The sequence below is a fragment of the Polynucleobacter sp. MWH-Jannik1A5 genome, from assembly GCF_018881795.1.
Taxonomy (GTDB): domain Bacteria; phylum Pseudomonadota; class Gammaproteobacteria; order Burkholderiales; family Burkholderiaceae; genus Polynucleobacter.
On sequence record NZ_JACVPQ010000001.1, the window covers coordinates 565,653 to 591,627 of the forward strand.

The 25,975-nt window shown below is 46.6% G+C and carries 18 protein-coding genes; 14 read left to right on the forward strand and 4 right to left on the reverse strand.

Going from position 1 to position 25,975, the window contains the following annotated elements; all coding sequences use genetic code 11:
* Positions 1-8: 8 nt before the first annotated feature.
* The gene (gene recN / locus ICN23_RS02815) at positions 9-1,679 is read left to right on the forward strand and encodes a DNA repair protein RecN (protein ID WP_216230826.1); all 1,671 of its coding nucleotides are present in this window, start codon (positions 9-11) and stop codon (positions 1,677-1,679) included.
* A gap of 27 nt (positions 1,680-1,706) precedes the next feature.
* On the opposite strand, the gene glnE is transcribed toward recN, so the two are convergent.
* Entirely contained in the window at positions 1,707-4,520 is a 2,814-nt protein-coding gene (gene glnE, locus ICN23_RS02820; protein ID WP_216230827.1) for a bifunctional [glutamate--ammonia ligase]-adenylyl-L-tyrosine phosphorylase/[glutamate--ammonia-ligase] adenylyltransferase, read from the reverse strand.
* A 79-nt stretch (positions 4,521-4,599) separates the two neighbouring features.
* Here glnE and ICN23_RS02825 point away from each other — a divergent pair, with 79 nt between their 5' ends.
* The 4 genes from ICN23_RS02825 to ICN23_RS02840 are packed head-to-tail and all read left to right on the forward strand — an operon-like array spanning position 4,600 to position 12,260.
* Entirely contained in the window at positions 4,600-8,754 is a 4,155-nt protein-coding gene (locus tag ICN23_RS02825; protein ID WP_216860533.1) for a YhdP family protein, read from the forward strand.
* A gap of 6 nt (positions 8,755-8,760) precedes the next feature.
* Positions 8,761-9,594 carry a carbon-nitrogen hydrolase family protein gene (locus ICN23_RS02830; RefSeq protein ID WP_216230828.1) on the forward strand — a complete coding sequence of 278 codons (834 nt, stop codon included), beginning with the start codon at positions 8,761-8,763 and terminating at the stop codon, positions 9,592-9,594.
* A 20-nt stretch (positions 9,595-9,614) separates the two neighbouring features.
* Positions 9,615-11,105: a metalloprotease TldD gene (gene tldD, locus ICN23_RS02835; RefSeq protein WP_255532682.1), complete on the forward strand. Its 1,491-nt coding sequence runs from the start codon at positions 9,615-9,617 to the stop codon at positions 11,103-11,105.
* A gap of 30 nt (positions 11,106-11,135) precedes the next feature.
* Positions 11,136-12,260, forward strand: coding sequence for a 3-deoxy-7-phosphoheptulonate synthase (locus ICN23_RS02840; RefSeq protein ID WP_216230829.1), 1,125 nt, complete (start codon positions 11,136-11,138; stop codon positions 12,258-12,260).
* A 42-nt stretch (positions 12,261-12,302) separates the two neighbouring features.
* On the opposite strand, the gene ICN23_RS02845 is transcribed toward ICN23_RS02840, so the two are convergent.
* Positions 12,303-12,872, reverse strand: a complete 570-nt coding sequence (locus ICN23_RS02845) for a cob(I)yrinic acid a,c-diamide adenosyltransferase (RefSeq protein ID WP_068320888.1) — start codon at positions 12,870-12,872, stop codon at positions 12,303-12,305.
* Between the two features lie 42 nt (positions 12,873-12,914).
* Between ICN23_RS02845 and ICN23_RS02850 the strand changes: the two genes are divergently transcribed.
* Genes ICN23_RS02850 through proC form a run of 5 tightly spaced genes read left to right on the forward strand, consistent with a single transcriptional unit; the run spans position 12,915 to position 18,424 of the window.
* A complete protein-coding gene (locus ICN23_RS02850; protein WP_216231887.1) occupies positions 12,915-14,405 on the forward strand; it encodes an FAD-linked oxidase C-terminal domain-containing protein in 1,491 nt (496 codons plus the stop codon).
* A complete protein-coding gene (glcE, locus tag ICN23_RS02855; RefSeq protein ID WP_216230830.1) occupies positions 14,405-15,550 on the forward strand; it encodes a glycolate oxidase subunit GlcE in 1,146 nt (381 codons plus the stop codon). The genes ICN23_RS02850 and glcE overlap by 1 nt, the downstream gene beginning before the upstream one ends.
* Positions 15,551-15,558: 8 nt before the next feature.
* Positions 15,559-16,836: a glycolate oxidase subunit GlcF gene (gene glcF / locus ICN23_RS02860; protein WP_216230831.1), complete on the forward strand. Its 1,278-nt coding sequence runs from the start codon at positions 15,559-15,561 to the stop codon at positions 16,834-16,836.
* Positions 16,833-17,558 carry a YggS family pyridoxal phosphate-dependent enzyme gene (locus tag ICN23_RS02865; protein WP_216230832.1) on the forward strand — a complete coding sequence of 242 codons (726 nt, stop codon included), beginning with the start codon at positions 16,833-16,835 and terminating at the stop codon, positions 17,556-17,558. Before glcF ends, ICN23_RS02865 begins: the two co-directional genes overlap by 4 nt.
* Positions 17,555-18,424, forward strand: a complete 870-nt coding sequence (proC, locus tag ICN23_RS02870) for a pyrroline-5-carboxylate reductase (RefSeq protein WP_216230833.1) — start codon at positions 17,555-17,557, stop codon at positions 18,422-18,424. Before ICN23_RS02865 ends, proC begins: the two co-directional genes overlap by 4 nt.
* Here proC and ubiA read toward each other — a convergent pair.
* On the reverse strand, positions 18,421-19,284 hold the full coding sequence (ubiA, locus tag ICN23_RS02875; RefSeq protein ID WP_216230834.1) for a 4-hydroxybenzoate octaprenyltransferase: 864 nt from the start codon (positions 19,282-19,284) through the stop codon (positions 18,421-18,423). The two genes, proC and ubiA, sit on opposite strands and share 4 nt — an antisense overlap.
* A gap of 10 nt (positions 19,285-19,294) precedes the next feature.
* Positions 19,295-21,382 carry an ATP-dependent DNA helicase RecG gene (gene recG, locus ICN23_RS02880; protein WP_216230835.1) on the reverse strand — a complete coding sequence of 696 codons (2,088 nt, stop codon included), beginning with the start codon at positions 21,380-21,382 and terminating at the stop codon, positions 19,295-19,297.
* A gap of 30 nt (positions 21,383-21,412) precedes the next feature.
* Here recG and queA point away from each other — a divergent pair, with 30 nt between their 5' ends.
* The 4 genes from queA (at position 21,413) to secD (ending at position 25,972) form a co-directional block, all read left to right on the forward strand.
* Positions 21,413-22,459, forward strand: a complete 1,047-nt coding sequence (gene queA, locus ICN23_RS02885; protein ID WP_216230836.1) for a tRNA preQ1(34) S-adenosylmethionine ribosyltransferase-isomerase QueA — start codon at positions 21,413-21,415, stop codon at positions 22,457-22,459.
* Entirely contained in the window at positions 22,456-23,613 is a 1,158-nt protein-coding gene (gene tgt / locus ICN23_RS02890; protein WP_216230837.1) for a tRNA guanosine(34) transglycosylase Tgt, read from the forward strand. Before queA ends, tgt begins: the two co-directional genes overlap by 4 nt.
* A 134-nt stretch (positions 23,614-23,747) precedes the next feature.
* A complete protein-coding gene (gene yajC / locus ICN23_RS02895) occupies positions 23,748-24,074 on the forward strand; it encodes a preprotein translocase subunit YajC (protein WP_068320905.1) in 327 nt (108 codons plus the stop codon).
* Between the two features lie 38 nt (positions 24,075-24,112).
* On the forward strand, positions 24,113-25,972 hold the full coding sequence (gene secD / locus ICN23_RS02900) for a protein translocase subunit SecD (RefSeq protein ID WP_216230838.1): 1,860 nt from the start codon (positions 24,113-24,115) through the stop codon (positions 25,970-25,972).
* Positions 25,973-25,975 lie beyond the last annotated feature (3 nt).

A 25,975-nucleotide genomic window follows, 5' to 3' on the forward strand; every position in this document is an offset into this window, starting at 1 on the left:
GCTAATACATGCTTCAAACCATCTCACTTCGTGACTTCGTCATCGTTGATCAGCTAGAGCTAGATCTCACCAACGGATTTACTGTACTTACAGGCGAAACGGGTGCTGGTAAATCCATCCTCTTAGATGCCCTTAGCTTGGCACTTGGTGAGCGCGCCGATAGCAGCCAAATACGAGAGGGCTGTAACCGAGCAGAAATCTCCGCCCTCTTTCGCATTGAGCTAGACCAGTCTAAAGAGTTGGGTAAATGGCTTGATGAGCAAGGCTTTCCACAAGAGGATGATGGTCAAAGCTTGGTACTCAAGAGAACTGTCGAAGCCAATGGTCGTAGTCGCGCCTTTATTAATGGCAGTGTTGCTACTTTGACGCAACTACGTGAAGCCGGCGATCAATTAGTAGATATTCATGGTCAGCATGCTCATCAACTCTTACTCAAGGGTGGTGCTCAAAGAGAGCTCCTCGATAGTCATGCAGGATTAATTCCCATTGCTGCCGATGTAGCAAAAGCATTCAAAACGCTTGCAGATTCTCGTCGTCGACTAGAGCAGGCAGAAAATGCAGGGCAAGATGTTGAGCGCGAACGTGAGCGTCTTCAGTGGCAATTGGAAGAACTCACTGAGCTTTCCCCGCAAGAAGGTGAATGGGCAACTATTCAAAGTGAGCACGCTCGCTTAGCGAATGGAGCAAAACTCATTGGCGGCTGTCAAGAAGCAGTTGACCTGTTGAGTGAAGCTGATAATTCCCTAGAAACTACCCTATCTAAGGTGTGCGGAAATATCAGCGCACTTGCAGAGCACGACTCCAGCCTTAGCGACATTAGCCAATCGCTTGAGTCAGCAAGTATTCAGCTAGATGAGGCGATTCATGGACTAAATCGCTACTTACAAAAAATAGACCTAGACCCGGCTCGACTTGCACAAGTGGAAGAGCGCATGCAAGCATTACATAGTGCAGCTCGTAAATACCGCACTGAAACTGATGAGCTACCAAAGCTTCTTCTGGATACAGCAGAAAGGCTTGATGCCCTAACAGCCTCTCAAAATATTGAGGTGCTGCGCGATCAAGTAAAGCAAGAAGAAGGGGCTTACTTAAAACTAGCAAAACAACTGACTCAGAAGCGTAGCAAGGCCGCAAAAGAGCTGGGTGATTTAGTAACAAGCGCCATGCAAGATTTATCCATGGCAGGCGGTCGTTTGGAGATTGCCCTGATACCACTGAATGAAGGTGGATCACATGGCTTAGAACAAATTGAATTCCTAGTGGCAGGCCATGCCGGCAGCACACCTCGCTCACTTGCAAAAGTAGCTTCCGGCGGTGAGTTAGCTCGTATTAGTTTAGCCATCAGCGTTATCACCAGCAAAGCCTCATTCACTCCGACCCTCATATTTGACGAGGTTGATGCTGGCATTGGTGGAGCGGTTGCTGAAACCGTGGGTAAGTTATTACATCAACTGGGCCAATCCCACCAAATCCTATGTGTGACCCATTTACCGCAGGTGGCTGCCCAAGGCAATCATCACTTCAAAATCAGCAAATCACAAAGTGGTGAGAAGACGGTTTCCCAAGTGCAAGTCTTGGGTAGAGCAGAGCGAGTTGAAGAAGTCGCCAGAATGCTTGGCGGCGCGACTATTACTGATACCACCCGCCGTCATGCTCGTGAGTTGTTAGAGCAAAACTAAAGTAACTACATCCAGTCACAAGGTCTTCTAGCTCACATTAGAGGGCGCTTTAAATATTTCCATCCAAAGGGCTTGCACAGCATCTCTAGCTGCGATGAATTCAGATTCCTGTTCAAGGTCGACGCGCGTTTTTTCAGCGCCATCCAAACGCAATCGATGTTGGCGTGCCCTCAATAAGCGATAAGCATTGCCAACAGATTGCGCAGCTTCTGGAGTAATTAAACCCATCTCACCAGCAATCTGCAATAAGGCAATATTGCCGAGATTACCAACCAATTTTGGATGTTGATGGGCATAGGCAAGAACCAAGAACTGCACAATAAATTCAATATCCACCATCCCGCCAGCATCATGCTTTAAATCAAATACAGGGTTGGCATTAGGATGGCCTGCATGAACTTTGCGGCGCATTTCTAAAATTTCGGAGCGGAGCTGCTCAATATTTCTTGACTGACTTAATACTTCAGAGCGAACAGCGTCAAAGAATGAACCCACTATTGGATTGCCAGCTGAGAAGCGTGCCCGAGTCAGAGCCTGATGCTCCCAAACCCAAGCAGCATTATCACCTTCGCGAAGTTGATACTTTTTAAAGGCCTCTGCATTCGTCACTAAAAAGCCGGCAGACCCATTAGGGCGAAGACGAGTATCAATCTCAAATAAGCTGCCAGTAGAGGTAAATGCAGTAAGCCAATTAATCATTCGCTTTGCTAAAAGAGCATAGATTTCTTGTGCCGCATAATCAGCCTCATCTGCCTGGTACAAAAAAATAATGTCCAAGTCCGAGGCATACCCCAGCTCTTTACCGCCTAGCTTTCCATAAGAAATAATGGCGAATGGTGGGTTGGTATCGGCAGGTAAATCGAACTTCTTTACTACGCTAGGCCAGATACGCTCAAAGGTGGTCTGCAGAATTAAATCTGCGAGCGCCGATAAATGATCACTTACCCGCTCCACCGGCAGCGCTTGCTGAACACCAATCCCGAGATCGGTTAAGAGCGTAATAAAAGTTTCGTTGTGATGAGTCACGCGCAAAATATCCATTGCTTGCTCAGAACCATCGCCCTCGGCCATCACATCATCAAGCTGCATATTGAGATTGGATCGAACTTCACTCCAATACTTTGCCGGATCCTCGATTAAAGCCCTCTCAGCCTGAGAATTCAGTAAGTAATCCAGAAGATGTGGATGGCGTGTCAAATATTGAGCACCCCATTGGGATGACTTCAGCAAATCCAATACATTTGACAGAGCCCTTGGGTACTCAGCCAGAATGGAAAGATAGGCACTGCGCCTAGCGATCGCTTCAAGTAAGTCAAAAAAACGTAACAGCGTTTGATCGGCGTGCGCTGAGATGGATCCATCCCCCTGAAGGCGCTCCGCAGCCTTACACATTAAATTATCAAAAATTAAGCGGCTTTTTTCTGGCAACAATTTTTGTTTTGGACTATCCACCCAAGCCTGCCAGCGAACACATGAGTTAGGGAAAAATGTTTGATCAGGGACCCAACCTAAAGCTAATGGCGCGATTTCGAGGCGGGCGCCATCATCCAGTAAAAAAGCTTTTTCAAATAACTGCGCAACATGATTTTGGTGACGATCTAATTCAGTCATGAATGCATTGACTTGCGCATTCTGCTCTTGCATCGATATTGCTAAGCGTGAGCGTGCATCCTCATCATCCGGAAGGTAATGGGTTTGCTGGTCATCCCAAACTTGAATGCGATGTTCTAAACGTCTTAAGAAAATATAAGCTTCTTGCAATGACTTCACTTCATCAGCAGGCAGGATGCCGCAATTCTTGATCAGCTCGAGCACCTCTAAACTAGGGCGCACTCTAAAGCGCGGGTCTGTGCCGCCTCTCATTAATTGGAACATTTGCGCTAGAAATTCAATTTCCCGAATGCCGCCGCGCCCTAATTTAATATCGCGTGAACGCCCCTGATGACCTGAGGATCTTTTTTCAGCCTCAGCCTGAATTTGTGCATGAAGATCACGAATAGAGGCAATCACACCGTAGTCCAAATGCCTGCGATACACAAAGGGGCGAATCAGTTGATCAAGCTCTTTCTGGCAATGCGCAAAGTCTGGAGACCCTGGGAGCGGGGCAATCAATCTACCTTTAATCCAGGCATAGCGCTCCCACTCCCTACCTTGGACAAATAGATATTCCTCGAGCATGTCCAAGCTGCACACCAAAGGTCCCGAATCTCCATTGGGACGAAGACGCATATCAACCCGGAACACAAACCCATTGGCATCGTGCTCAGCAAGCAACTTGATTAAGCGCTTACCCATACGAGTAAACCACTCGTGATTAGACAAACTCTTAGGTCCGCCAGTAGTGTCACCTTCATGCTCGTATAAAAATATTAAATCGATATCCGAAGAGAGGTTTAGCTCAAGACCACCTAGCTTGCCCATACCAACAACCATGAGAGGCATTTCAGATTGGGTCGTATTGCTCCAAGGTATTCCAAAACGATTTTTGAGATCTTCCCGAACAAAAGCAATTGAAGCAGAGACTGCTAACTCAGCAAAATGACTCAGCGCATGGGTAACCTCATGCAAGTCAGCAAAACCATTTAAATCCCGAAAAGCCACCCACAGCATCAAACGCTGCCTTGCTAAGCGCAAATTAGCCATCCACTCAGCCTCGTCCTGCTCAACCGATGAAGGTCTTACATGGCACTCTTCTAGCAGCTGCCTAATGCCTTGCAAATCAACCTTTTTTTGCCCCTGTAAGCGGAGCCACTCCATCCACTCAGGACGCGCGCTTAGCCAGCGTCGCGCATAAGTCGAATGCTGCTCCAAAAAATCGATTTGATAGGAAAAATCATTCATCCCCTCATCTTAATCTGACCTTGAAAACCCCAGTCCAGAAGCTTGGCGATCAAGCCAAGGCTGACGGATAATAGAGGGCATGCTGCAAAACATTATTCCGCCTCGCCTCAAGAGCGCAATAGCCAAACGTACTGAAGGTTCGAGTCGGGCTTGGCGTAAGCGTGCCCTGATTTTGGCTGGCATTGTTTTGGCCATTTTTGTACTTGGGCATGTAGGCGTTCGTTTTGTTCTTTGGCCGCAAATTGAGAAATCCAAAGAATCGGTTGAAAGACTGATTAGCGCTCGAATCGGCACCGATGTTTCGATGGATTCTCTACGTGTTTCCTGGACTGGCATTAGACCTAATTTTGAAATCGATGGCCTGCGCTTTAATGGTCCAGAAAAAACAAAACCACTTTTATTCATACAAAAGATTAATGGTCAATTAAGTTGGTCCTCTTTTTATCATCTTGCGCCCTACTTTCATGAGTTAAATTTTGAAGGCGCTGAAATTCATGCGCAACGCAACACTAAAGGCGTTGTCACCATTGCTGGAATCTCAATTGATGGCAAACCCAATGACTATTCAGCTGAGAATTGGCTCTTTGCTCAAAATGAAATTCGTGTGAATGACGTCAAGTTTTTTTGGGATGATCAATTTAAAAAGAAGGCGAGCACTTCGGTAGACATTCAAAGTCTCACACTTAGCAATGGCATCCGTAGTCACAAAGGCTCACTGAGTACGACGACTCCATGGAATAAAGGGCCGCTCTTAATTGATATTGACTTAGTTCATCACATCGGCGGCCAAGCGGGTAATTGGCGAGATTGGATTGGAACCATCTCTTGGAATTTAAACGCGCTTCAACTTGGCCAAATTGGCAATGATTTTTCTCTACCATTAAGCACTTTAGAAGGTGTGCTCAGCTCTAATGGGAAATTAAAAATTGATAATGGCAAGCCAGATGGTGGAGACATTTATCTTGCTGCTGACAACTTAACAGTGCAACTTTCCAAGAATGAGGATGCAATTGCCCTCGGAAGATTGGAAACCAACCTCACCCAAGAGACGGTCGATGGGCTTATCGCAGTGACTACTAAGACTTTTGCGTGGCGAGATATTGATAGTCCAAAAACTACTCCACTAGATCATCTCAGTCCGATGACTTTCCGGTGGAGACCGCCGGCTGCAGATGGAGAAATTAAGGAATTTGGATTTTCATCGCCCAAGATTTTGGTAGAGGATGTTGCGCTTTTTGCAATGAATTTACCGCTGTCAAAAAAAGTTCACCAATGGATCAAAGCATCACAAGCAGATGGTGAGCTACAAGATCTAGATATCAAATGGTCTGAGAGTAAATCTGCGTTATCGGCACTCAATATTCCTGGTGGATGGTTTAAATCAAATAAGCTAGACTTTTCTGTCAGCGGAAAATTAGTGAACGTTGGTTTTGTTGGCTTTAATAAATCGATGCCTTCCGTTTCCAATTTATCGGGATTTCTTACTGCAGACCAAAGCAAGGGCACTTTCTCGATAGAATCCGCCAATTTAGGAGTGGAAATCAGCAACCTACTGGTTGATCCCAAAATAAATCTAAATAAAGCTGCTGGCCAAATTTCCTGGTCAAAACAAAAAGGGAATTGGGTGATTAATGCTAAGCAGTTGGCGCTTAGCAACCCCGAGATTTCGACAACACTCAATTTGAATTACATTATTGGCGAAGCTAAAAAACCTGACTTCATGACCTTAGATATGGACTTTGCACAAGCCAATCTAAAAACAGCTTATCGCTATTTACCAGTCGGCATGGGCGTCGAGGCTAAAACTTATTTAAGCAAGGCCTTTGATGCAGGAACTATCAATAAAGGAAGTTTGCACATTAAGGGTGATCCCAATGAAGTGCCCTTCTCTAAAGTAGGCTCAGGAGAGTTCACTCTCAACCTGCCTATTAATGGCGCTACCTTTAGCCCAGTACCCTCTACCGCAACAGCGCAGGGTGTTTGGCCTGCATTCAATAAAGTCAATGGCGCTATTAATATGCAGAATGCCAACTTTACCGTTGACATTGATCAAGCGAGTTATAAACAAGTTGCGCTGAGTAAGTTTCATGCCGAAATTCCAAGCGTTAGCGCAAAGCAACTAATGCTGACAGTAAACGGCGAGGCGCAAGGCGAAGCATCACAACTATTGGACTACCTCTTTGCCTCGCCAGTAGGTAAAAAACAGGTTGAGCTTGAGCGTAACTTAAAAATAGCAGGCCCTACCAAGCTCAATCTTGGCATGAAAATTCCACTGTCCGGAGGTCTTGAGACCAACACAGATGTTCAATTAAGCTTTCCTGGTAACCGAGTGCAATGGGCTGACATGCCCCCTTTTGAGAATCTCAAGGGCAAAATTCGGATTACCGAAGTGAATCCAGAATTTGAAGATATTACCGCTCAGTTCCTTGGTGGTGATGTCAAGATCTCAAGCGCGACCTCAAATCAGGTCAATCAAAGCTACAACATTTCCGGCAATATTTCGGCAAACTTTATCAAAAATTACTTTGCAAAAGATAGTTCAATGCAGGCATTTCCAATCCTGCAGGCGATGAGTGGCGTAGCTAGATATGACGGCATCATTAAATTTACTAAGGGCAATAGTGAAACTAACCTAAAGATTGATATGCGCGACTGGGGTAGCTCGGCCCCTGCCCCCTTGAAAAAACAGGCTGGGGCTTTAATGTTTGGCCAAATCAATCTCAAAACATTTGCTAAAACAAAAGCAAATTCACGCCGCCTTACTTGGGATGGGAAAATCGGAGACGCCTATTTCATTCAAGGTGAAATTACTGATGACGATACCCTTCGTCATACTGTAGGCATAGGAGCTCCTGCTACACCCCCTCAGCAAGGCTTTGCCCTAAACCTCGTCAGTAATGAGTTGAATTTAGATGCTTGGAAAGAATTCTTGGGAAGTCAAACCAACAATAAATCCACGCCTAACTCCACTGCTACAAACAGCATCCAAGTTTCTGCCCAGATTAAGCAGCTGACCTTATTTGATCGTATCTGGCAGGACTTAAACTTGGCGGCAACCAGTAAAAATTCTTCCTGGCAACTACGTTTGCGGGGATCCCCTCAAATTGCCGGCAATATTCAATACCAGCCTGCCAATCAAGCTCAGGGCAGCGACTTGATTAGTGGAAAACTTGTGCGTCTGAAGATTCCTGAAGCAGTAATTGCTGCCCCCACTTCAACCCCAATAAAGCAAACTCAAAAAACTCCGGCGCCTAAAAATAAGATTGAGCCAGAATCTATTCCCAGTATTGATTTAACCATTGATGATTTTGATTGGGATAAAGCTCAGCTTGGTCAGGTAAGAATTAAAACCAGAACCACGGGCAACACCCTCAATATTGACTCCATTCAATTTAACAACCCACAAGGTAGCTCAACTACAACTGGTCGTTGGGTTGGCGCTTCGCAAAATACCCCTGCACACACCAACTTAAATATTGATTTGGATATTAAGGATGCAGGCCAGATTATTGGTCACTGGACCAATCAAAAGTCAGTAGAGGGCGGGCAAGGAAAGTTGACAATCAATGCAGATTGGGATGGATCTCCATTTAACCCTCAATATGAGACCCTGGCAGGTAAGGCAAATTTAAATCTGGAAAAAGGTCGCCTTATAGAGGTTAACACTAGCGGAGCAAAACTCCTTGACGTTCTTAGTTTGCAGAGTTTATTTAAGTTTGCCACCTTGGATCTTAAAGGCAGTCTAGGTAACATTGTTACTAAAGGCACTCCGTTTAATACTATTGACGCCTCTTTTGATATCAATGCTGGAGTGGCACAAACCAAGCAATTCACGATGGGTCTAGATCAAGCAAGAGTTGCCATGACTGGACAAATCGATATCCCCAAGAAAACACAGGATCTGCGCGTCACAATCTTTCCAACGATTGATGCCACAGCCGGCTCTTTAGCTGCATTTGCTATCAACCCTATCGTAGGGCTTGGTGCGCTGGTTGGACAGTATCTGATTACCAGCCAAATTAACAGAAATCTACAGTCCGACTATTTAGTACAAGGCTCCTGGGATAACCCAGAGGTAATTCCGCTTGACCAGAAGGGTCAACCCATTGATTCCAAAACCTTGAATACTATTCGCAGTAAAGATTTACTTAAAGAACAAACTAAACCGGACAATCCCTCAGGGCCACAAAGCAATCCAAGTAATCCTGGTAATCCCAATAAAACTTCCAATTAGATTGTTATGAGCACATCAGCAAACTCTGCAAACCTCAAAGTTGCATCTATTCAAATGGTGTCAACCCCAAACTTGCAAGAGAACCTTTCTACTGCAAGTCGACTAATAGCGGCCGCAGCAGTAGATGGCGCAAAATTAGCCGTTCTTCCAGAATACTTTTGTCTCATGGGGCTCAAAGACACTGATAAGGTATCTGCTCGTGAACGTTTTGGCAGCGGCCCCATTCAAGAGCAACTCTCGCAGATTGCAAAAGAGAATAACCTTCACTTGGTGGCTGGCACTATTCCTCTAGAAGCAAAAGAACCTAACAAGGTTCTCAACACAACTTTAGTGTTTTGTCCTACCGGCAAACAAATTGCTCGTTACGACAAAATCCATTTGTTTGGTTTTCAAACAGCAACTGAGCGCTATCAAGAATCGGAAACAATTGAAGCTGGTAATGAACCTGGACTCCTCAAGATTTCAAGCAATGGTAATGAGTGGATTTTTGGTTTAAGTATTTGCTATGACCTGCGTTTTCCAGAGCTCTACCGAACTCTGGGCCAAGTAGATTGTCATATCATCCCCGCTGCATTCACATACACCACCGGGAAAGATCATTGGGAAATACTATTGCGCGCTCGAGCGATTGAAAACCAATGTTATGTATTGGCTTCCGCCCAAGGGGGTAAGCATCAAAATCAACGGCGCACTTGGGGCAATAGCATGTTGATTGATCCTTGGGGTGAAATCTTGACCAATCTCCCTGAAGGGGAGGGCTTTATTTCCGGGGTCTTGTGCAAAGATAAATTAAACGAGGTACGCTCTAAGTTACCTGCACTTGCACATCGCAAGCTTTAAAGAAAGATCTGCCCAATCACATGAATGCACCAGAAGCACTATTTCCTGCAAATTGGACTAAAGCCAAAAAACAAGCAGACCTCATTAAATTAGCTAAATCCATTCTGCTTGAGCCAACAGGTTTATCGGAACAAGATTTGCATCACACCTTTGGCCATTTATTTACCCATCGCCTTGATGACGCTGATCTCTACTTTCAGCATACTCGTAGCGAAAGCTGGAGTCTGGAAGAAGGCATTGTTAAATCAGGTAGTTTCAATATTGATCAAGGCGTTGGTGTCCGTGCAATCTATGGCGATAGGACTGCGTTTGCCTATTCAGATGAAATTAATTTAGACGCCTTAAGCAAGGCGGCAAAAGCAACTCGGGTAATTGGCCCAGCGGGTGGTAAACAAGCAGTTGCAAGTAAATTATTTAATCCTGTATCCAATAAGTTGTATTCAGACATTAACCCCCTTGATTCACTGCAACCTAAAGAAAAAATTGCGTTACTGGAAAGTATTGAGCGTCGAGCTAAAGCGCGTGACCCACGCATCATTCAGGTGATGGCCAGTCTTGCTGGAGAGTTTGATGTGGTTCTAGTTGTTCGTGCCGACGGCCTATTGGCTGCCGATGTTCGACCTTTAGTTCGCGTTTCCGTTCACGTTATTGCCGAACAAAATGGTCGCCGTGAATCTGGATCTTCTGGTGGTGGCGCACGTCATGACTATCTTTACTTTGATCAAGCGCTGATTAACCGCTATGTTGATGAAGCGGTTGATGGCGCTTTAGTGAACCTAGAATCTCGCCCTGCGCCCGCAGGCCCAATGACCGTAGTGATGGGACCAGGCTGGCCCGGTGTTCTGTTGCATGAAGCAGTTGGCCATGGCCTTGAGGGTGACTTTAATCGCAAAGGGTCCTCTGCCTTTGCTGGTCGCATCGGCCAACGCGTTGCCGCCAAGGGTGTTACCGTAGTTGATGACGGCACCTTGTCTGGACGGAGAGGCTCTTTGAATATCGACGATGAAGGTACGCCTACTCAATGCACCACATTAATTGAGGATGGCATTTTGAAGGGCTACATTCAGGACAGCTTAAATGCCCGTCTGATGAATATGCCCCTCACCGGCAATGGACGCCGTGAAAGTTTTGCTTCATTGCCAATGCCACGTATGACGAACACCTACATGCTGGCCGGCAAAGATGATCCCCAAGAGATCGTGGCCAGCATTAAGCGCGGCTTATATGCAGTCAATTTTGGTGGTGGTCAAGTGGATATCACCAGCGGAAAATTTGTTTTTTCAGCCTCGGAAGCCTATTGGGTTGAGAACGGCAAAATCCAATACCCCGTCAAAGGTGCCACCATTATTGGCAGCGGTCCAGAGTCTCTAAAACAGGTTTCTATGATTGGAAATGACCTCAAGCTCGATGGCGGGGTAGGGGTTTGCGGCAAGGAAGGGCAAAGCGTTCCGGTCGGAGTTGGGCAACCTACCCTCAGGATTGATAGCCTGACCGTGGGCGGCACTGCCTAATATTGGCTAATTACGGCTTAAAATAGCCGCATGAGCCAACAAAATACAAATCCCGCTAATTGGTACTCCGCTGTTGATAAGACTTCGGATACTGACGATCAACGCATCGACAATATTTCTGTTCTGCCACCGCCAGAGCATCTCATTCGCTTCTTTCCAATTTCTGGAACACCAACTGAAGCGCTGATCAGTAAAACTCGCAAAAAGATTCGCGACATTATTCACGGTAAAGATGACCGCTTACTCGTCATTATTGGACCATGTTCTATTCATGATCCACGTGCAGCACTGGAATACTGTCAACGTCTTTTAAGTGAACGCGAACGTTTTGCTGGCGAACTAGAAATTGTGATGCGTGTGTATTTTGAAAAGCCACGCACTACTGTTGGCTGGAAAGGTTTGATCAACGACCCGTACCTTGATGAAAGTTATCGCATCGAAGAGGGATTACGTCTTGCCCGCCAAGTGCTCATGGAAATTAATCGCCTCGGCATGCCTGCAGGTAGCGAATTCTTAGATGTCATCTCTCCGCAATATATTGCTGATCTGATTTCATGGGGAGCAATCGGTGCACGTACAACTGAAAGCCAAGTTCATCGCGAACTCGCCTCAGGACTCTCTGCACCGATCGGCTTCAAGAATGGCACTGATGGCAACATTAAGATTGCTACCGATGCTATTCAAGCAGCAGGTCGCCCACATCACTTCTTGTCTGTTCATAAAAATGGTCAAGTTTCTGTGGTGGAAACTAAAGGTAATAAAGATTGCCACGTCATTTTGCGTGGTGGTAAAGAGCCGAACTACGAAGCGAAGTTTGTACAGGCTGCCTGCTCTGAGCTAGAAGCAGCCAAGCTTCCAGCTAGTTTGATGGTTGACTTGTCTCATGCTAATTCAAGCAAGAAACATGAGCGTCAAATCGTGGTTGCTGATGATGTTGCACAGCAAATTGAATCTGGCTCACATCAGATTTTTGGTGTGATGGTAGAAAGTCACTTAAATGATGGCGCTCAGAAATTTACACCAGGCAAAGATGACCCAAGTAAATTAGAGTACGGTCGCAGTATTACTGATGCGTGTATTAACTGGGATGATTCGGTGCAAGTATTAGAGCGTCTTGCTACTGCTGTTAAAACACGTAGAAGCAAGAAAAAATAATACAGAAGTAATTTTGTAAGAAACAAAACTAAAGAGACTAAATTACTTAGTCTCTTTTTTTTCGTGCTTCCAAAGTACGTCAGATCCGCCGGCTGCACGATTTAAGATGCGAGCAAGTACAAAGAGCAAGTCTGATAAACGATTCACATATTGTCTAGGGGAATCATACAAAGGCTCTTCCCAGCCTAAGCGAACAATCGAACGCTCTGCTCTACGGCAAACCGTACGGCACACATGCGCCTGTGCAGCAGCGCGAGTACCACCTGGCAAAATGAATTCAGTCAAAGGCGGTAGTTGTTGATTGTATTTTTCAAGCCAAACATCTAACTGAGCCACATGCTCAGGATTGAGTAACTTGTAGTTGGGGATGCAAAGCTCACCCCCCAAATCAAATAAATCATGTTGCACCTGCAGGAAAAGCTCATGCAATTCAGCAGAAATGCCTTCAGGAATCTGCTCAGTCATCAAAACCCCGATTTCTGAGTTCAATTCATCGATATCGCCCATAGCGCAAATACGCAGATGATCCTTCTCCACGCGACTGCCGTCACCCAAGCCAGTCATCCCGGCGTCACCTGTTCTGGTGGCGATTTTTGATAGTCGATTTCCCATAAGCTTAATTATAGGTAAATGGCTAAAATGATTCTTATGAATATGGTGACCCCACCCCCCGAATTAGCCGCTATTAGCGCCCTTCAGTCCAAATTGGTTTCGGCTTTGCGCCCAATCCTTCCGGAACATGCCCTTCTATGGGAACCAGAAGACACTATTCCTTATGAATGTGATGGTCTGGCCGCCTATAGAAGAATGCCTTTGGCAGTAGCTTTGCCAGAAACTGAGGAGCAAGTAGCCCAGATTTTGAAGATTTGCTATGCAATGCAAATTCCTGTTGTGCCTCGTGGATCTGGAACTGGTCTCTCGGGCGGAGCAATGCCCCTTTCACAAGGATTGGTGCTGTCATTAGCCAAGCTTAAGAAAATTATCAGCATTGATCCATTTACTCGCACTGCAGTTGTTCAGCCTGGTGTTCGCAATCTTGCCATTTCTGAAGCGGTTGCACATCTTGGTTTGTATTACGCACCAGACCCTTCTTCGCAAATTGCCTGCTCTATTGGCGGCAACGTGAATGAAAACTCCGGCGGTGTGCACTGTCTCAAATATGGCCTCACCTTGCATAACGTTCTGCGCGTCCGCGGAATACTAATGAATGGTGAGATCGTAGAATTTGGCGGCTTAGCCCCAGATGCACCCGGCCTTGATTTGCTAGCAATCATGATGGGCAGCGAAGGTATGCTCGCGGTTGTGACTGAAGTAACAGTTAAATTAGTTGCCAAACCAAAGTTGGCTCGCGTGATCATGGCAAGTTTTGATGACATCGAAAAAGGTGGTAACGCAGTAGCTGCCATCATTGCTGCCGGCATTATTCCTGCTGGCTTGGAAATGATGGATAAAGCCACCACTCGCGCTGTTGAGGAATTTGTCCACGCAGGCTATGACTTGGAAGCGGCAGCTATTTTGTTATGCGAATCCGATGGCACTCCAGAAGAAGTTGCTGAAGAAATTGAGCGCATGACTAAAGTACTCGAACAAGCAGGCGCGAGTGGCATTCAGATCTCTAAAGATGAAAGTGAGCGCTTGAAATTTTGGAGCGGTCGTAAGAATGCATTCCCAGCGGCAGGCCGCTTAGCCCCTGATTACTACTGCATGGACGGCACCATCCCCCGCCGTCATATCGCCACCTTACTCAAGCGTATCCAAGGCATGGAAGAGAAATATGGGCTTGGTTGCTTAAACGTTTTTCATGCTGGTGACGGCAACATGCATCCTCTGATTTTGTTTAACGGCGCCGATCAGGAAGAGTGGCATCGCGCAGAAGAATTCGGTACTGAAATTTTAGAAGCTTGCGTTGAGCTTGGCGGCACCATCACTGGTGAACACGGCGTTGGTATTGAAAAGATTAATTCAATGTGCGTACAGTTTGGTGAAGGGGAGCGTGAATCTTTCTGGGGCGTGAAGAGCGCTTTCGATCCAGAGAAACTACTCAACCCAGATAAAGCGATTCCAACACTCAACCGCTGCGCTGAATATGGCCGTATGCGCATTAGCGGTGGTCAGCTACCCCATCCAGAATTGGAGCGCTTCTAATGAGTCACTCCAATCTACAAGTTGACGCATTTCGTGAACAAATTCTGAATGCAGCAAAGAATAAAACCTCTCTCTCCATTGAAGGCGGGGGTACAAAGTCCTGGTACGGCAATCCCAATAACTATGCCAAGCTTGATACTCGCTCTTACTCGGGCATTTTGGAATACCAACCAGAAGAGCTAGTGATTACTGCTTGTGCAGGTACACCACTAAAAGAAATTGAAGCAGCCCTCAAAGAAAAAAATCAGGTGCTTGCGTTTGAGCCTCCACACTTTGGTGAAAATGCAACCTTTGGTGGTGCCATTGCCGCTGGTCTAGCCGGCCCTGGCCGTATCACCGTTGGTAATTTCCGCGACTTCGTATTGGGTGCTCGCATCCTGGATGGCAAGGGACAGGATCTTTCCTTTGGTGGGAAGGTCATGAAGAACGTTGCTGGCTATGATGTTTCCCGCTTACTACCAGGCTCCTTGGGCACGCTATCCCTCCTATTAGAGGCCTCAGTAAAAGTATTACCAAAGCATGCTGCAACTGCAACCTTACGCTGCCAACTCTCTCAAGAGAAAGTACTAAAAGCATTAAATGAATGGGCGGGCCAGCCACTGCCACTTTCTGCTAGCTGTTGGATTGGGTCGACTAAAGGCGGGGATGGAGAGCTCACCTTCCGTCTTGCGGGCGCAGCAGCGGCTGTTAAAGCGGCGATTCCACTCATGAGTTCTTTGGTTAATGCGACTGAACTCAATGAACAAGTTGCCGAAGACTTTTGGAATAATTTGCGCGAGCAAAAACTTTCTGCTTTTGGCAATCTTGGCGCAGATCAAACTTTGTATCGTCTAGCATTGCCTGCAGCTTGTGGACCAATTGCAATTTCTGGCGCTAATGATGAAATTATTCTTGAGTGGCATGGACAGCAACGCTGGATAAAGGCACCGGGTGATGAAGCTACCTTTGCAGCCATCAAAGCCATTGCCAATTCTCATGGTGGTCATGCAACTCGCTTTAGACAGGGCGCAAACGTAGACCCTTCCTATCAGCGCTTTACCTTACTCACAGAGCAAGCTCATTCCAAAGCTCTTGAAGCCGTACAAGAACGCTTGAGATCCGCCTTTGATCCTGCTGGCGTATTTGCCACTAAACGTCTTCCATAAGTATTTCTATGCAAACTCAACTCGCCCCTCAATTTGCCAACACACCGGAAGGTATCGAGGCAGCCCATATTCTGGGCAAATGCGTTCACTGCGGATTTTGTACCGCCACTTGTCCAACCTATCAAATCCTTGGCGATGAATTAGATGGTCCACGCGGACGTATTTATCTCATCAAGCAAATCGCTGAGGGCCAAGTACCAACAGAAAAGACACGTCTGCATTTGGATCGCTGCTTAACCTGTCGCAATTGCGAAAGCACCTGCCCAAGTGGCGTGCAATACGGCAACCTGATTGATATTGGCCGTAAATGGGCAGAAGAAAATACACCTGAGCGTCCCATTGCTCAACGCTTAACTCGTTGGGCCCTAAAAGAAGGTTTAACCAATCCAGCTTTATTCAATACTGCAATGACCTTGGGTCGCTTGGTACGCCCATTAATGCCTAGCGGTATTAAACGCAAGATCCCATTGACCCTCAATAAGGCATTGGCGAACTCAACCGATCCATACGCAAGACCTGCAACTACACATCAGCGCAAAATGGTTTTGCTAGAAGGCTGCGTTCAGCCAGGAATGTTGCCAAATATCAATTCAGCAACAGCACGTGTACTGAATGCACTGAAGATCCAATTGATTAGCGCGCCCAGCGCGACTTGCTGTGGAGCTTTGCGCTATCACCTCAATGATCAAACTGGCGGTCTCGATAATGCCAAGCAAAATATTGATGCTTGGTGGCCTTTAGTAGAGAGTGGCGTAGAAGCGATTGTGATGACAGCATCCGGTTGTGGTGTGATGGTGAAAGACTATGGACATCTGTTTGCAAATGATCCTACTTACGCTGCCAAAGCTAAAAAGATCTCTGATTTAACTAAGGATATTTCTGAGATTCTTCCTGCGTTACAAAATGAGCTTGTGCAACTGGTAGGCACCGATCCCAAATCTGGCGTGGTGTATCACCCACCCTGCACCTTGCAACACGGCCAACAAATCCGTGGCAAGGTTGAGGGACTACTTTCAAGTATTGGTATTGGTGTGCGTTTATGTGCGGATAGCCATCTTTGCTGTGGATCTGCAGGCACCTACTCCGTAACCCAGCCAGAACTTTCTGAACAGCTACGTAAAAACAAACTCACCCATCTCAATGCTGCATGCGAAGAGTCTGGAGCAGAGGTGATTGTTTCCGGAAATATTGGCTGCATTACCCATCTCCAGCAAGACGATACTCCGGTACTGCATTGGATCGAGATCGTCGATCAGTTGGTTACTAAATCTTCTAAGGCCTCATGAATTCGATTGTTGTTAATTTGATGCAAGTTAGGGAGCGGATTGAACTTGCCGCTCTAGCAGCAAAACGTGAGCCTGAAGAAATTGAACTCTTAGCCGTCAGCAAAACCTTTTCGGCTTCAGCAGTAGAAGAAGCCATGCATGCTGGTCAATCTGCCTTTGGAGAAAACTATGTCCAAGAGGCTGTTGAAAAAATCCAGAAGCTTGCCAAATTACGCCCTTGGTTGGTATGGCATTTCATTGGGCCACTACAGAGCAATAAAACCCGAGAGGTTGCGGAGCATTTTGACTGGGTTCATAGTGTTGATCGTCTCAAAATCGCAGAGCGCCTTTCTGCCCAACGCGGCGAATTTCCTGATCTAGCCCCATTACAAGTTTGCGCACAAATCAATGTAAGCGAAGAAGACAGTAAAAGTGGTGTCTCACTGGCGGAAGTTGAAGCACTTTGTAATGCCATCACCTCGCTACCTAATTTAGTTCTCAGGGGCTTGATGGCCATTCCTGCGCCCAGTCCAAACATAGAGCAGCAACGTCAAGCGTTTGCCGCTGTGCGCGATTGTTTTACGCAGATTCAGGCAGCCCACGCTGGTGAACTGGGATACCAGTTTTTTGACACCCTCTCTATGGGCATGTCCGATGATTTAGAAGCGGCAGTCCTAGAGGGAAGTACGATGGTTCGTGTTGGCACAGCCATTTTTGGGAAGCGCGATAAGATTAACAAATGAGCACAAATAAAACTGCACAAAACAATAGCAACGCCCACATCACATTTATTGGTGGTGGCAATATGGGGCGCGCCTTGATTAGCGGCCTCCTTGCGAACGGATTTGAGCCAAATCAAATTTCCGTTGTTGAAGCGAACGCCGTAACGGCTTTAAAGTTGCATGAAGACTATGGCGTTCAGGGTATTGGCGCTTTAGAGCAAATTGCTTTTGACTTCTCTAAAAATAATGTCGTTGTTATGGCAATCAAGCCCCAGGACTTTAATGTTGTTGCAAAGGGGTTGGCTGTAAAACTGAAACATGCAAGCACACCTGGCCCACTGATCCTTAGTATCGCTGCGGGCATTCGCTTAAAAGACATGAGTCGTTGGCTGGATCACACACGCTGTGTTCGCGCCATGCCTAATACCCCTGCTTTAATTGGCAAAGGTATCACTGGACTCTTTGCAGATACAGCAGTTGATCAAGCTGATCGTGCTTTAGCCGAAACCATTTGCAATGCAGTAGGTCAAGCAGTATGGGTGTCTGAAGAAAAACTGATGGATGCAGTCACCGCCGTATCTGGAAGTGGCCCTGCCTATGTTTTTGCATTTCTTGAAGCGATGCAATCTGCTGGCGAGAAGCTCGGCCTTGATACAGCAACTGCACGCAAACTAGCCTATGCAACCCTTGAGGGCGCTACACAGTTGGCTCATAACTCTGATGAGCATGCCGGTGTTTTGCGCGAGAGAGTTACCTCTAAGGGTGGCACCACTGCAGCAGCCTTAGATGTGATGAAGCAACAAGGCTGGCACGAGATTTTGGAAAAAGCAATTGATGCAGCAAGTCAACGTGGCAAAGCTATGGGTGACGAGTTGGGTCAGAGCTAGTTAATAGCCAAACCCAGCACAATTCCGAGAAATAAAAATCCACCAAGCCAGTTGTTATGGCGGAATGCCTTAAAACAATCTTCTCTATTGCGAGTAGAAACTAGTTTTAGGTGATAGATTGCACAAGCTAAGGCTGCGAACCAGCCTAGTAAAAAATAATTACTAAGGTTGGCTAATTGCGCTACCCACACTTGGCTGATAAATAGCACTCCATAGCTCATAGCAATGGCGATAACATCGTAGCGACCAAAAGTGATGGCTGAAGTTCTTAAACCCAGACGCAAATCATCGTCGCGATCGACCATGGCATAGGCTGTGTCATAAGCAATAGTCCAGAAAATATTCCCCACAAACAAGATCCAAGCCTCTAGCGGAATGAAATCCAGAATCGCTGCATACGCCATTGGGATACCAAAGCCAAAAGCTATTCCCAAGACCGCCTGGGGCATCGCAAAGAAGCGCTTGGTGAAGGGATAAATAAAGGCAACCAGTAGCGCAAGAACTGACAGCTGCTTTGTAAATGTATTTAGGGGCTGGATCAGTAAAAAAGCAATGAAGGCTAGCACACCTGCTACAGCCACCGCCTCTTTCCCAGAAATTTTTCCACTTGTAACAGGACGTCCTTGGGTTCTTTTGACATGACGATCAAAGTCACGATCGGCGTAGTCGTTAATGGCACAACCTGCGCTACGCATGAGAAACGTGCCTAGAGTAAAGATCAACAAGATAGATAAATCAGGAGTACCGCTACTGGCCAACCAGAGAGCCCAGAGCGTAGGCCACAACAGCAATAGCGTGCCAATAGGTTTGTCTAACCTAATTAAATACCCATAAGAAATGAAACGCTCTTTTAAGCTCATGAAGTAATTATCAAGCTTTTAGAAACTCCGCACGAGATCCAAGCCAGCGCTCTAGGTGGCGCTCTACCAGATCTGCGTGCTCGGCAAGTAATCGGCCAGCCGCCTGCTGCGCAAGCTCAATTAACCAGGCGTCGCGTTGGAGGTCTACAAAGCGCAACATGGCATCGCCTGACTGCTTGGCGCCGAGCAACTCGCCGGGGCCACGTAGCGATAAATCACGTTCGGCAATCACAAATCCATCTGAGGTCTCGCGCAAAGTTTGCAAGCGCTCTTTGGCAGCCATTGAAAGCGGCTCTGCATACATCAAGATGCAGACTGAATCTGCGGACCCCCTACCAACGCGCCCGCGTAATTGATGAATCTGGGCATAACCAAAACGCTCCGCATGCTCAATGACCATTAATGCGGCGTTAGGCACATCAACCCCCACCTCAATCACCGTAGTGGCGACCAGTAGTTGAATTTCATTTGCTTTGAAGGCAGCCATCACTGCCGCCTTTTCTTCTGCTTTTAATCTGCCATGCACCAAGCCCACCTTAAAGTCAGGCAAAGCTTGAGTCAGCTGTTCAAAACTTTCTGTTGCTGTTTGTAATTGCAGCGCTTCAGACTCTTCGATGAGTGGGCAGACCCAGTAGGCCTGAAGTCCTTTTGATAACCAACTTTGCAAACCACCGATCACTTCATCACGGCGACTAGCTTTGACGACTTTGGTGGCAATCGGTTTGCGGCCAGGAGGTAATTCATCAATAACAGAAACATCCAGGTCGGCGTAATACGTCATTGCTAATGTTCTAGGTATGGGAGTGGCAGACATCATTAACTGATGACAGTAAAACAGCTCTGATCCAACACGTTGCTGAATCTCTAAACGTTGCCTTACCCCAAAGCGATGTTGCTCATCAATGACTGCTAAGCCAAGTTTGGCAAAGCTCACACTTTCTTGAATGAGTGCATGCGTACCAATAATGAGTTGAGCTTGCCCATTCTCAATCACCTCTTGCGCCAATCGTTTCTCTTTAGCTTTTAGACTACCTGATAACCAAGCGATTTTTACTCCTAAGGGCTCAAACCATTCCTTCATCTTTAGATAATGTTGCTCAGCCAAAATCTCTGTAGGCGCCATGATGGCAGCTTGATAGCCGTGATCCATGACCCGCGCTGCAGCCAAGGCAGCGACTACCGTCTTACCACTACCGACATCGCCTTGGAGTAGGCGATTCATAGGAAAAGACTTAGAGAGATCCTTGCTAATTTCCGACCAAACGCGATCTTGCGCATTCGTTAATTTAAAAGGCAATACTTTCAGCAAGCCCTCTTCAAAAGATTGCTCTCTAGTTTTATCTTTACCTGCATCCTGAACTTTTGCAAAGCTTGGCGCATTTCGTTCGCGACGAATCGCATGCGCTCGCTTTAAAGAAATTTGCTGAGCCAGCAACTCTTCAAACTGCACCCTGCGCCAGGCGGGATGCGTACGCTCTAACAATGATTGGGTATTGGCGTCAGCGGGAGGCTGATGCAAATAGGTAATTGCAGATTGCAAACTGGGCCAATCATTACTGGGCAATAGCTCTGCCATCAGTTCTTTAGGCAAGAACTCTGCCAAGCTCTCTTGCAAACTGGGGTCACGCAAAGCTTGTGTAACTGCTTTACGAATAACGGTCTGTGAAACGCCAACGCTTGCTGGATAGACTGGAGTAAGGCTATTTGGTAACGGCGCATCTGGAGCTACCGCGCGTACATTCGGATGAACCATCTCCGAGCCTTGGAAACCATCTCGCGCCTCGCCACGCACTCGAACATGAACGCCGACCGCCATCTGTTTTTGCTGGCTGGGATAGAAATTGAGAAAGCGCAGATTCAGAGTCTCGGTCTCATCCTCAATAGTGACAATCATCTGCCTTCTTGGTCGAAATAAGACTTGGTTGCGAATCACGACACCCTGGGTCTGGGCTGAGGCGAACCTACCCTGGGCAATGGCTTCTTCAATGGTGAGTAACTCTGTCTCATCCTCATAACGGGATGGCAAGTGCAAAGCAAGGGCCATAGGGCTGTCTAAACCCATTTTTTGGAGTGTGCTTGGCGCTTGTTTAGTAGTCATCGTTAAAATCTAATACCTGATGGTAATGCTATGCAACTTTCCGACTTCAATTACGAACTTCCTGCCGAGCTAATCGCCCAACATCCCTTGGCGAATAGAACCGATAGCCGCCTCTTAGAGGTCAGGGCTGATGGGCCAAATCACGTTCAATTGGTAGATCGACAGTTTAAGGACATTCTTAGCCTTGTTCAGCCTGGGGACTTATTAGTCTTCAATGACACCAAGGTCATTCCGGCTCGATTACACGGTAAAAAGGAGACTGGTGGCAATGTTGAACTCCTGATTGAACGCATTAGCGGTGAAATGCAAGCTTGGGTACAAATTAGAGCTTCTAAGGTGCCAAAGACTGGCAGCATTGTTCATATTCACAATAAAGCAGGCGAAACATTTCCAGTAGAGATGATTGGATATGACGGGCGCTTCTATGAAGTCCGCTTTCCTGAGAATGTCTTCTCTTTACTTGAGCGCTTTGGTGAGCTCCCTCTGCCCCCTTACATCGAACATCAACCAGATGGTGAGGATGCGCAACGCTATCAAACGGTAGTAGCTAAAAACCCAGGCGCAGTTGCAGCCCCAACAGCGGGCCTACATTTTGATGAAGCGATTTTGCAAAAGATCAAAGATTTGGGAGTCAATCAAGCAACCGTTACATTGCATGTTGGTGCGGGAACCTTTACTCCGGTGCGCGAAGAAGATCTCTCAAAACACAAGATGCACTATGAGTGGTACTCCATTCCAAAGGAAACTTTAGAGGCAATTGAGACAACCAAGAGCAATGGTGGCCGAGTGATCGCTGTAGGCACCACTAGCCTTAGAGCCCTTGAGAGTCAATCAGCAAGTGGGCAAACCAGTGGGGAAACCAATCTCTTTATTACCCCGGGCTATCAATTTAAAACAGTGGATTGTTTGCTAACTAACTTTCATCTGCCAAAATCTACTTTATTAATGTTAGTTAGTGCTTTAGCGGGAGTGGATAACATTCGCGCCGCCTATCAACATGCCATTTCACAGAAGTATCGTTTCTTTAGCTATGGAGATGCGATGTTTCTTTGCCGACTCGAGAATACAAAAATATGACCAAACCAGTTCACTTCAATATCTTGGCGCGCGACTCCCAGAGCCCAGCGCGACTTGGTCAGCTTGATCTTCCGCATGGTAGCGTGCAAACGCCGATCTTCATGCCTGTTGGTACGTACGGCACGGTAAAGGCCATGACGCCTCGCGATTTGAATGAAGCTAAAGCACAAATCATTTTGGGAAATACTTTTCACCTTTGGTTGAGACCGGGGTTAGATGTCATCAAAAAACATGACGGCCTTCATCGCTTCATGGGATGGGACAAACCAATCCTGACTGACTCCGGCGGCTTTCAGGTATTTAGCTTGGGTGCATTACGCAAGATTTCTGAAGAGGGCGTGACTTTTGCTTCACCGATTAATGGTGACAAATTATTTATGTCCCCAGAAGTATCGATGGAAATTCAAGCGGTGCTAAATAGCGATATCGCTATGCAGTTTGATGAATGCACTCCTTATGAGATTAAGGGTCAACCTACTTCTGAAAAAACTGCACGTGCCTCACTAGAAATGTCACTTCGTTGGGGTGACCGCTCGCTCAAACGCTTTCGCGAACTAGAGACTGGCAACGGTCTCTTTGGCATTGTCCAAGGCGGCATGTTTGAGAATCTGCGTGAATTTTCTCTGGACGCCGTTAGCCAGCAAGGGTTTGATGGAATTGCAATTGGTGGACTCTCAGTTGGTGAGCCAAAACCTGAGTTTGAGCGCATTCTCAATTTCACCGCTCCCAAACTGCCAGAACATATGCCTCACTATTTAATGGGCGTGGGCACTCCAGAAGACCTGATTTTGGGTGTCAGCTTGGGCATTGATATGTTCGATTGCGTGATGCCTACCCGCAACGCTCGTAATGGCTGGCTTTTCACCCGTTTTGGAGACCTAAAACTACGTAATTCTGGGTACAAGGACGATGATCGCCCTGTAGACCCAACCTGTGCCTGCTATACCTGCCAAAACTTCACTAGATCCTACTTAAATCACCTCCAAAAGGCGAATGAGATCCTGGGGTCCCAACTCAATACCATCCACAACCTGTCCTACTACCTGCAACTTATGACTGAGGTCCGCGAGGCACTCAGCAAGGACCGCTTTAGCGCCTATCGTGAGGAATTTCACAGTAATCGCCAGCGCGGCGTAGAGCCTGGACAGGACTAATAGCCCTACAGGGGGCTCAACCCCCTTCAAATCACCTCCAAAGCCCCACACAGTTTAGAATTGCGGGTTACGGCCTCAGATTTAAAGGTCGAAAAACTCAGCAGTTTTTAATTGGTAATTAATGGAGGTTTTGTATGTGGATTAGTAACGCTTTTGCCCAAGCTCCTGCAGCGGGCGCAGATTCCGGTGGCTTGATGAGCTTCCTCCCTTTGATTTTGATGTTTGCAGTTTTGTACTTCATCATGATTCGCCCACAAATGAAGCGTCAAAAAGAAACTAAGGCAATGCTTGAGTCATTAGGCGTTGGCGATGAAGTAGTTACTGTTGGCGGCATTATGGGCAAAGTAACAGCGCTCAAGGACCAAGTAGTGACTGTTGAAATTTCTGCTGGTACTGAAGTGCAAATGCAAAAAGGTGCCATCACTACAGTATTGCCAAAAGGCACGCTGAAGTCTGCTTAATGCATCCGCTTAATTTGTTTGTTTAAAAGTATCTCAATATGAATCGCTACCCTCTCTGGAAATATCTAGTTATCGCCATTGCATTACTGATTGGCGGACTATATTCATTACCCAATTTCTATGGTGAGGCTCCAGCGGTTCAAGTCTCGTCTGCCAAACCAACCATCAAGGTTGATTTGGCAACACAGGCTCGAGTTGAAAAAATCCTGACTGAAGCGAATATTGGCAACACCGGCATCTTCTTTGAAGTCGCCGGCAATGTAGGCTCAATCAAGGTTCGCTTTAATAACACCGATATTCAATTGCGTGCACGCGATCTCTTGCAACAAAAATTGAATAATGATCAAAATGATCCTAACTACACCGTTGCATTAAATTTACTATCCAATACACCAGGATGGCTTAATGCAATCAATGCATTGCCAATGCCTTTAGGACTTGACTTACGTGGTGGCGTGTACTTCCTTCTACAGGTAGACATGAAAGGCGCCGTTCAGAAGAAGGTTACTTCTTTAGCAACGGATATTCGCAGTCAATTACGCGACAAAAATATTCGTCATCAAGGCATCGAGCGTGGTGCTGACTTCATTTCTATCAGCTTTGGTAGCACTGCTGATGCTGAGGCGGCTCGCTCTATATTAATGACAGCGCAACCGGAATTAATTTGGCAGGTCAAGCCTACCGGGCTATCACCAAAAGTTATTGGTGAATTTAAGCCTACCGCATTAAAAGAAATTCAAGATAACGCCGTTAAGCAAAACATCATCACATTGAATAAACGTGTGAATGAACTCGCGGTTAAAGAGCCCGTCATTCAGCAACAAGGTGCTGAGCGTATTGTGGTGCAACTACCAGGCGTACAAGATACAGCGCGTGCTAAAGACATTATTGGCCGTACAGCCACACTCGAATCACGCTTAGCTGATCCAGTCGTATCCACCATCGCTCTCGGCGAAACTCCTCCTCCAGGTATGGATACTTTCCGCTTCGGTGAAAACCGTTTGGGTGTATTCAAAAAATCAGTGATCTTTAGTGGTGATCGCATTACTGATGCAAGCGCAGGCTTTGATCAAAATCAACGCCCTGCCGTCAACATCTCCTTAGATGCTGCTGGTGGTCGCGTGATGCAAGAAGTGACTCGTGAAAACATTGGCAAACCAATGGGCATGATCTTGTTTGAAAAAGGCAAAGGTGAAGTACTCACGATTGCTACCATTCAAAGTGAATTTGGTTCCAAGTTCCAGATCACTGGTCAACCTACAACCGAGAGCGCTAACGACTTAGCCCTCCTGTTGCGTGCCGGCTCATTGGCGGCCCCAATGGAAATTATTGAAGAACGCACCATCGGACCAAGCTTGGGCGCAGAAAACATTGAGAAGGGCTTTAAGTCTCTCTTAATTGGTTTTGGTGCAATTGCTATTTTTATGATGTCTTACTATCTCTTGTTTGGCACCTTCTCCGTTGTGGCATTGGCAGTGAATTTACTTTTGCTTATCTCGGTGTTATCGATGCTACAAGCCACACTCACATTGCCAGGTATCGCGGCGATGGCATTGGCCCTCGGTATGGCGATTGACTCTAACGTATTGATTAATGAACGTATTCGAGAAGAGTTACGCAATGGTGCTTCTCCACAAACGGCCATCTCTGTAGGCTTCGATAAAGCCTGGGCAACCATTCTGGACTCGAACGTAACCACCTTGATTGCTGGTTTAGCCCTATTAGCTTTTGGCTCAGGCCCTATCAAAGGATTCGCAGTAGTTCACTGCTTAGGTATTCTGACTTCAATGTTCTCGGCTGTCTTCTTCTCGCGTGGCCTTGTCAACCTTTGGTACGGCAGACATAAGAAGATTCAAAAACTCGCTATCGGCCAAGTTTGGCGCCCACAGGAGAAATAAGCC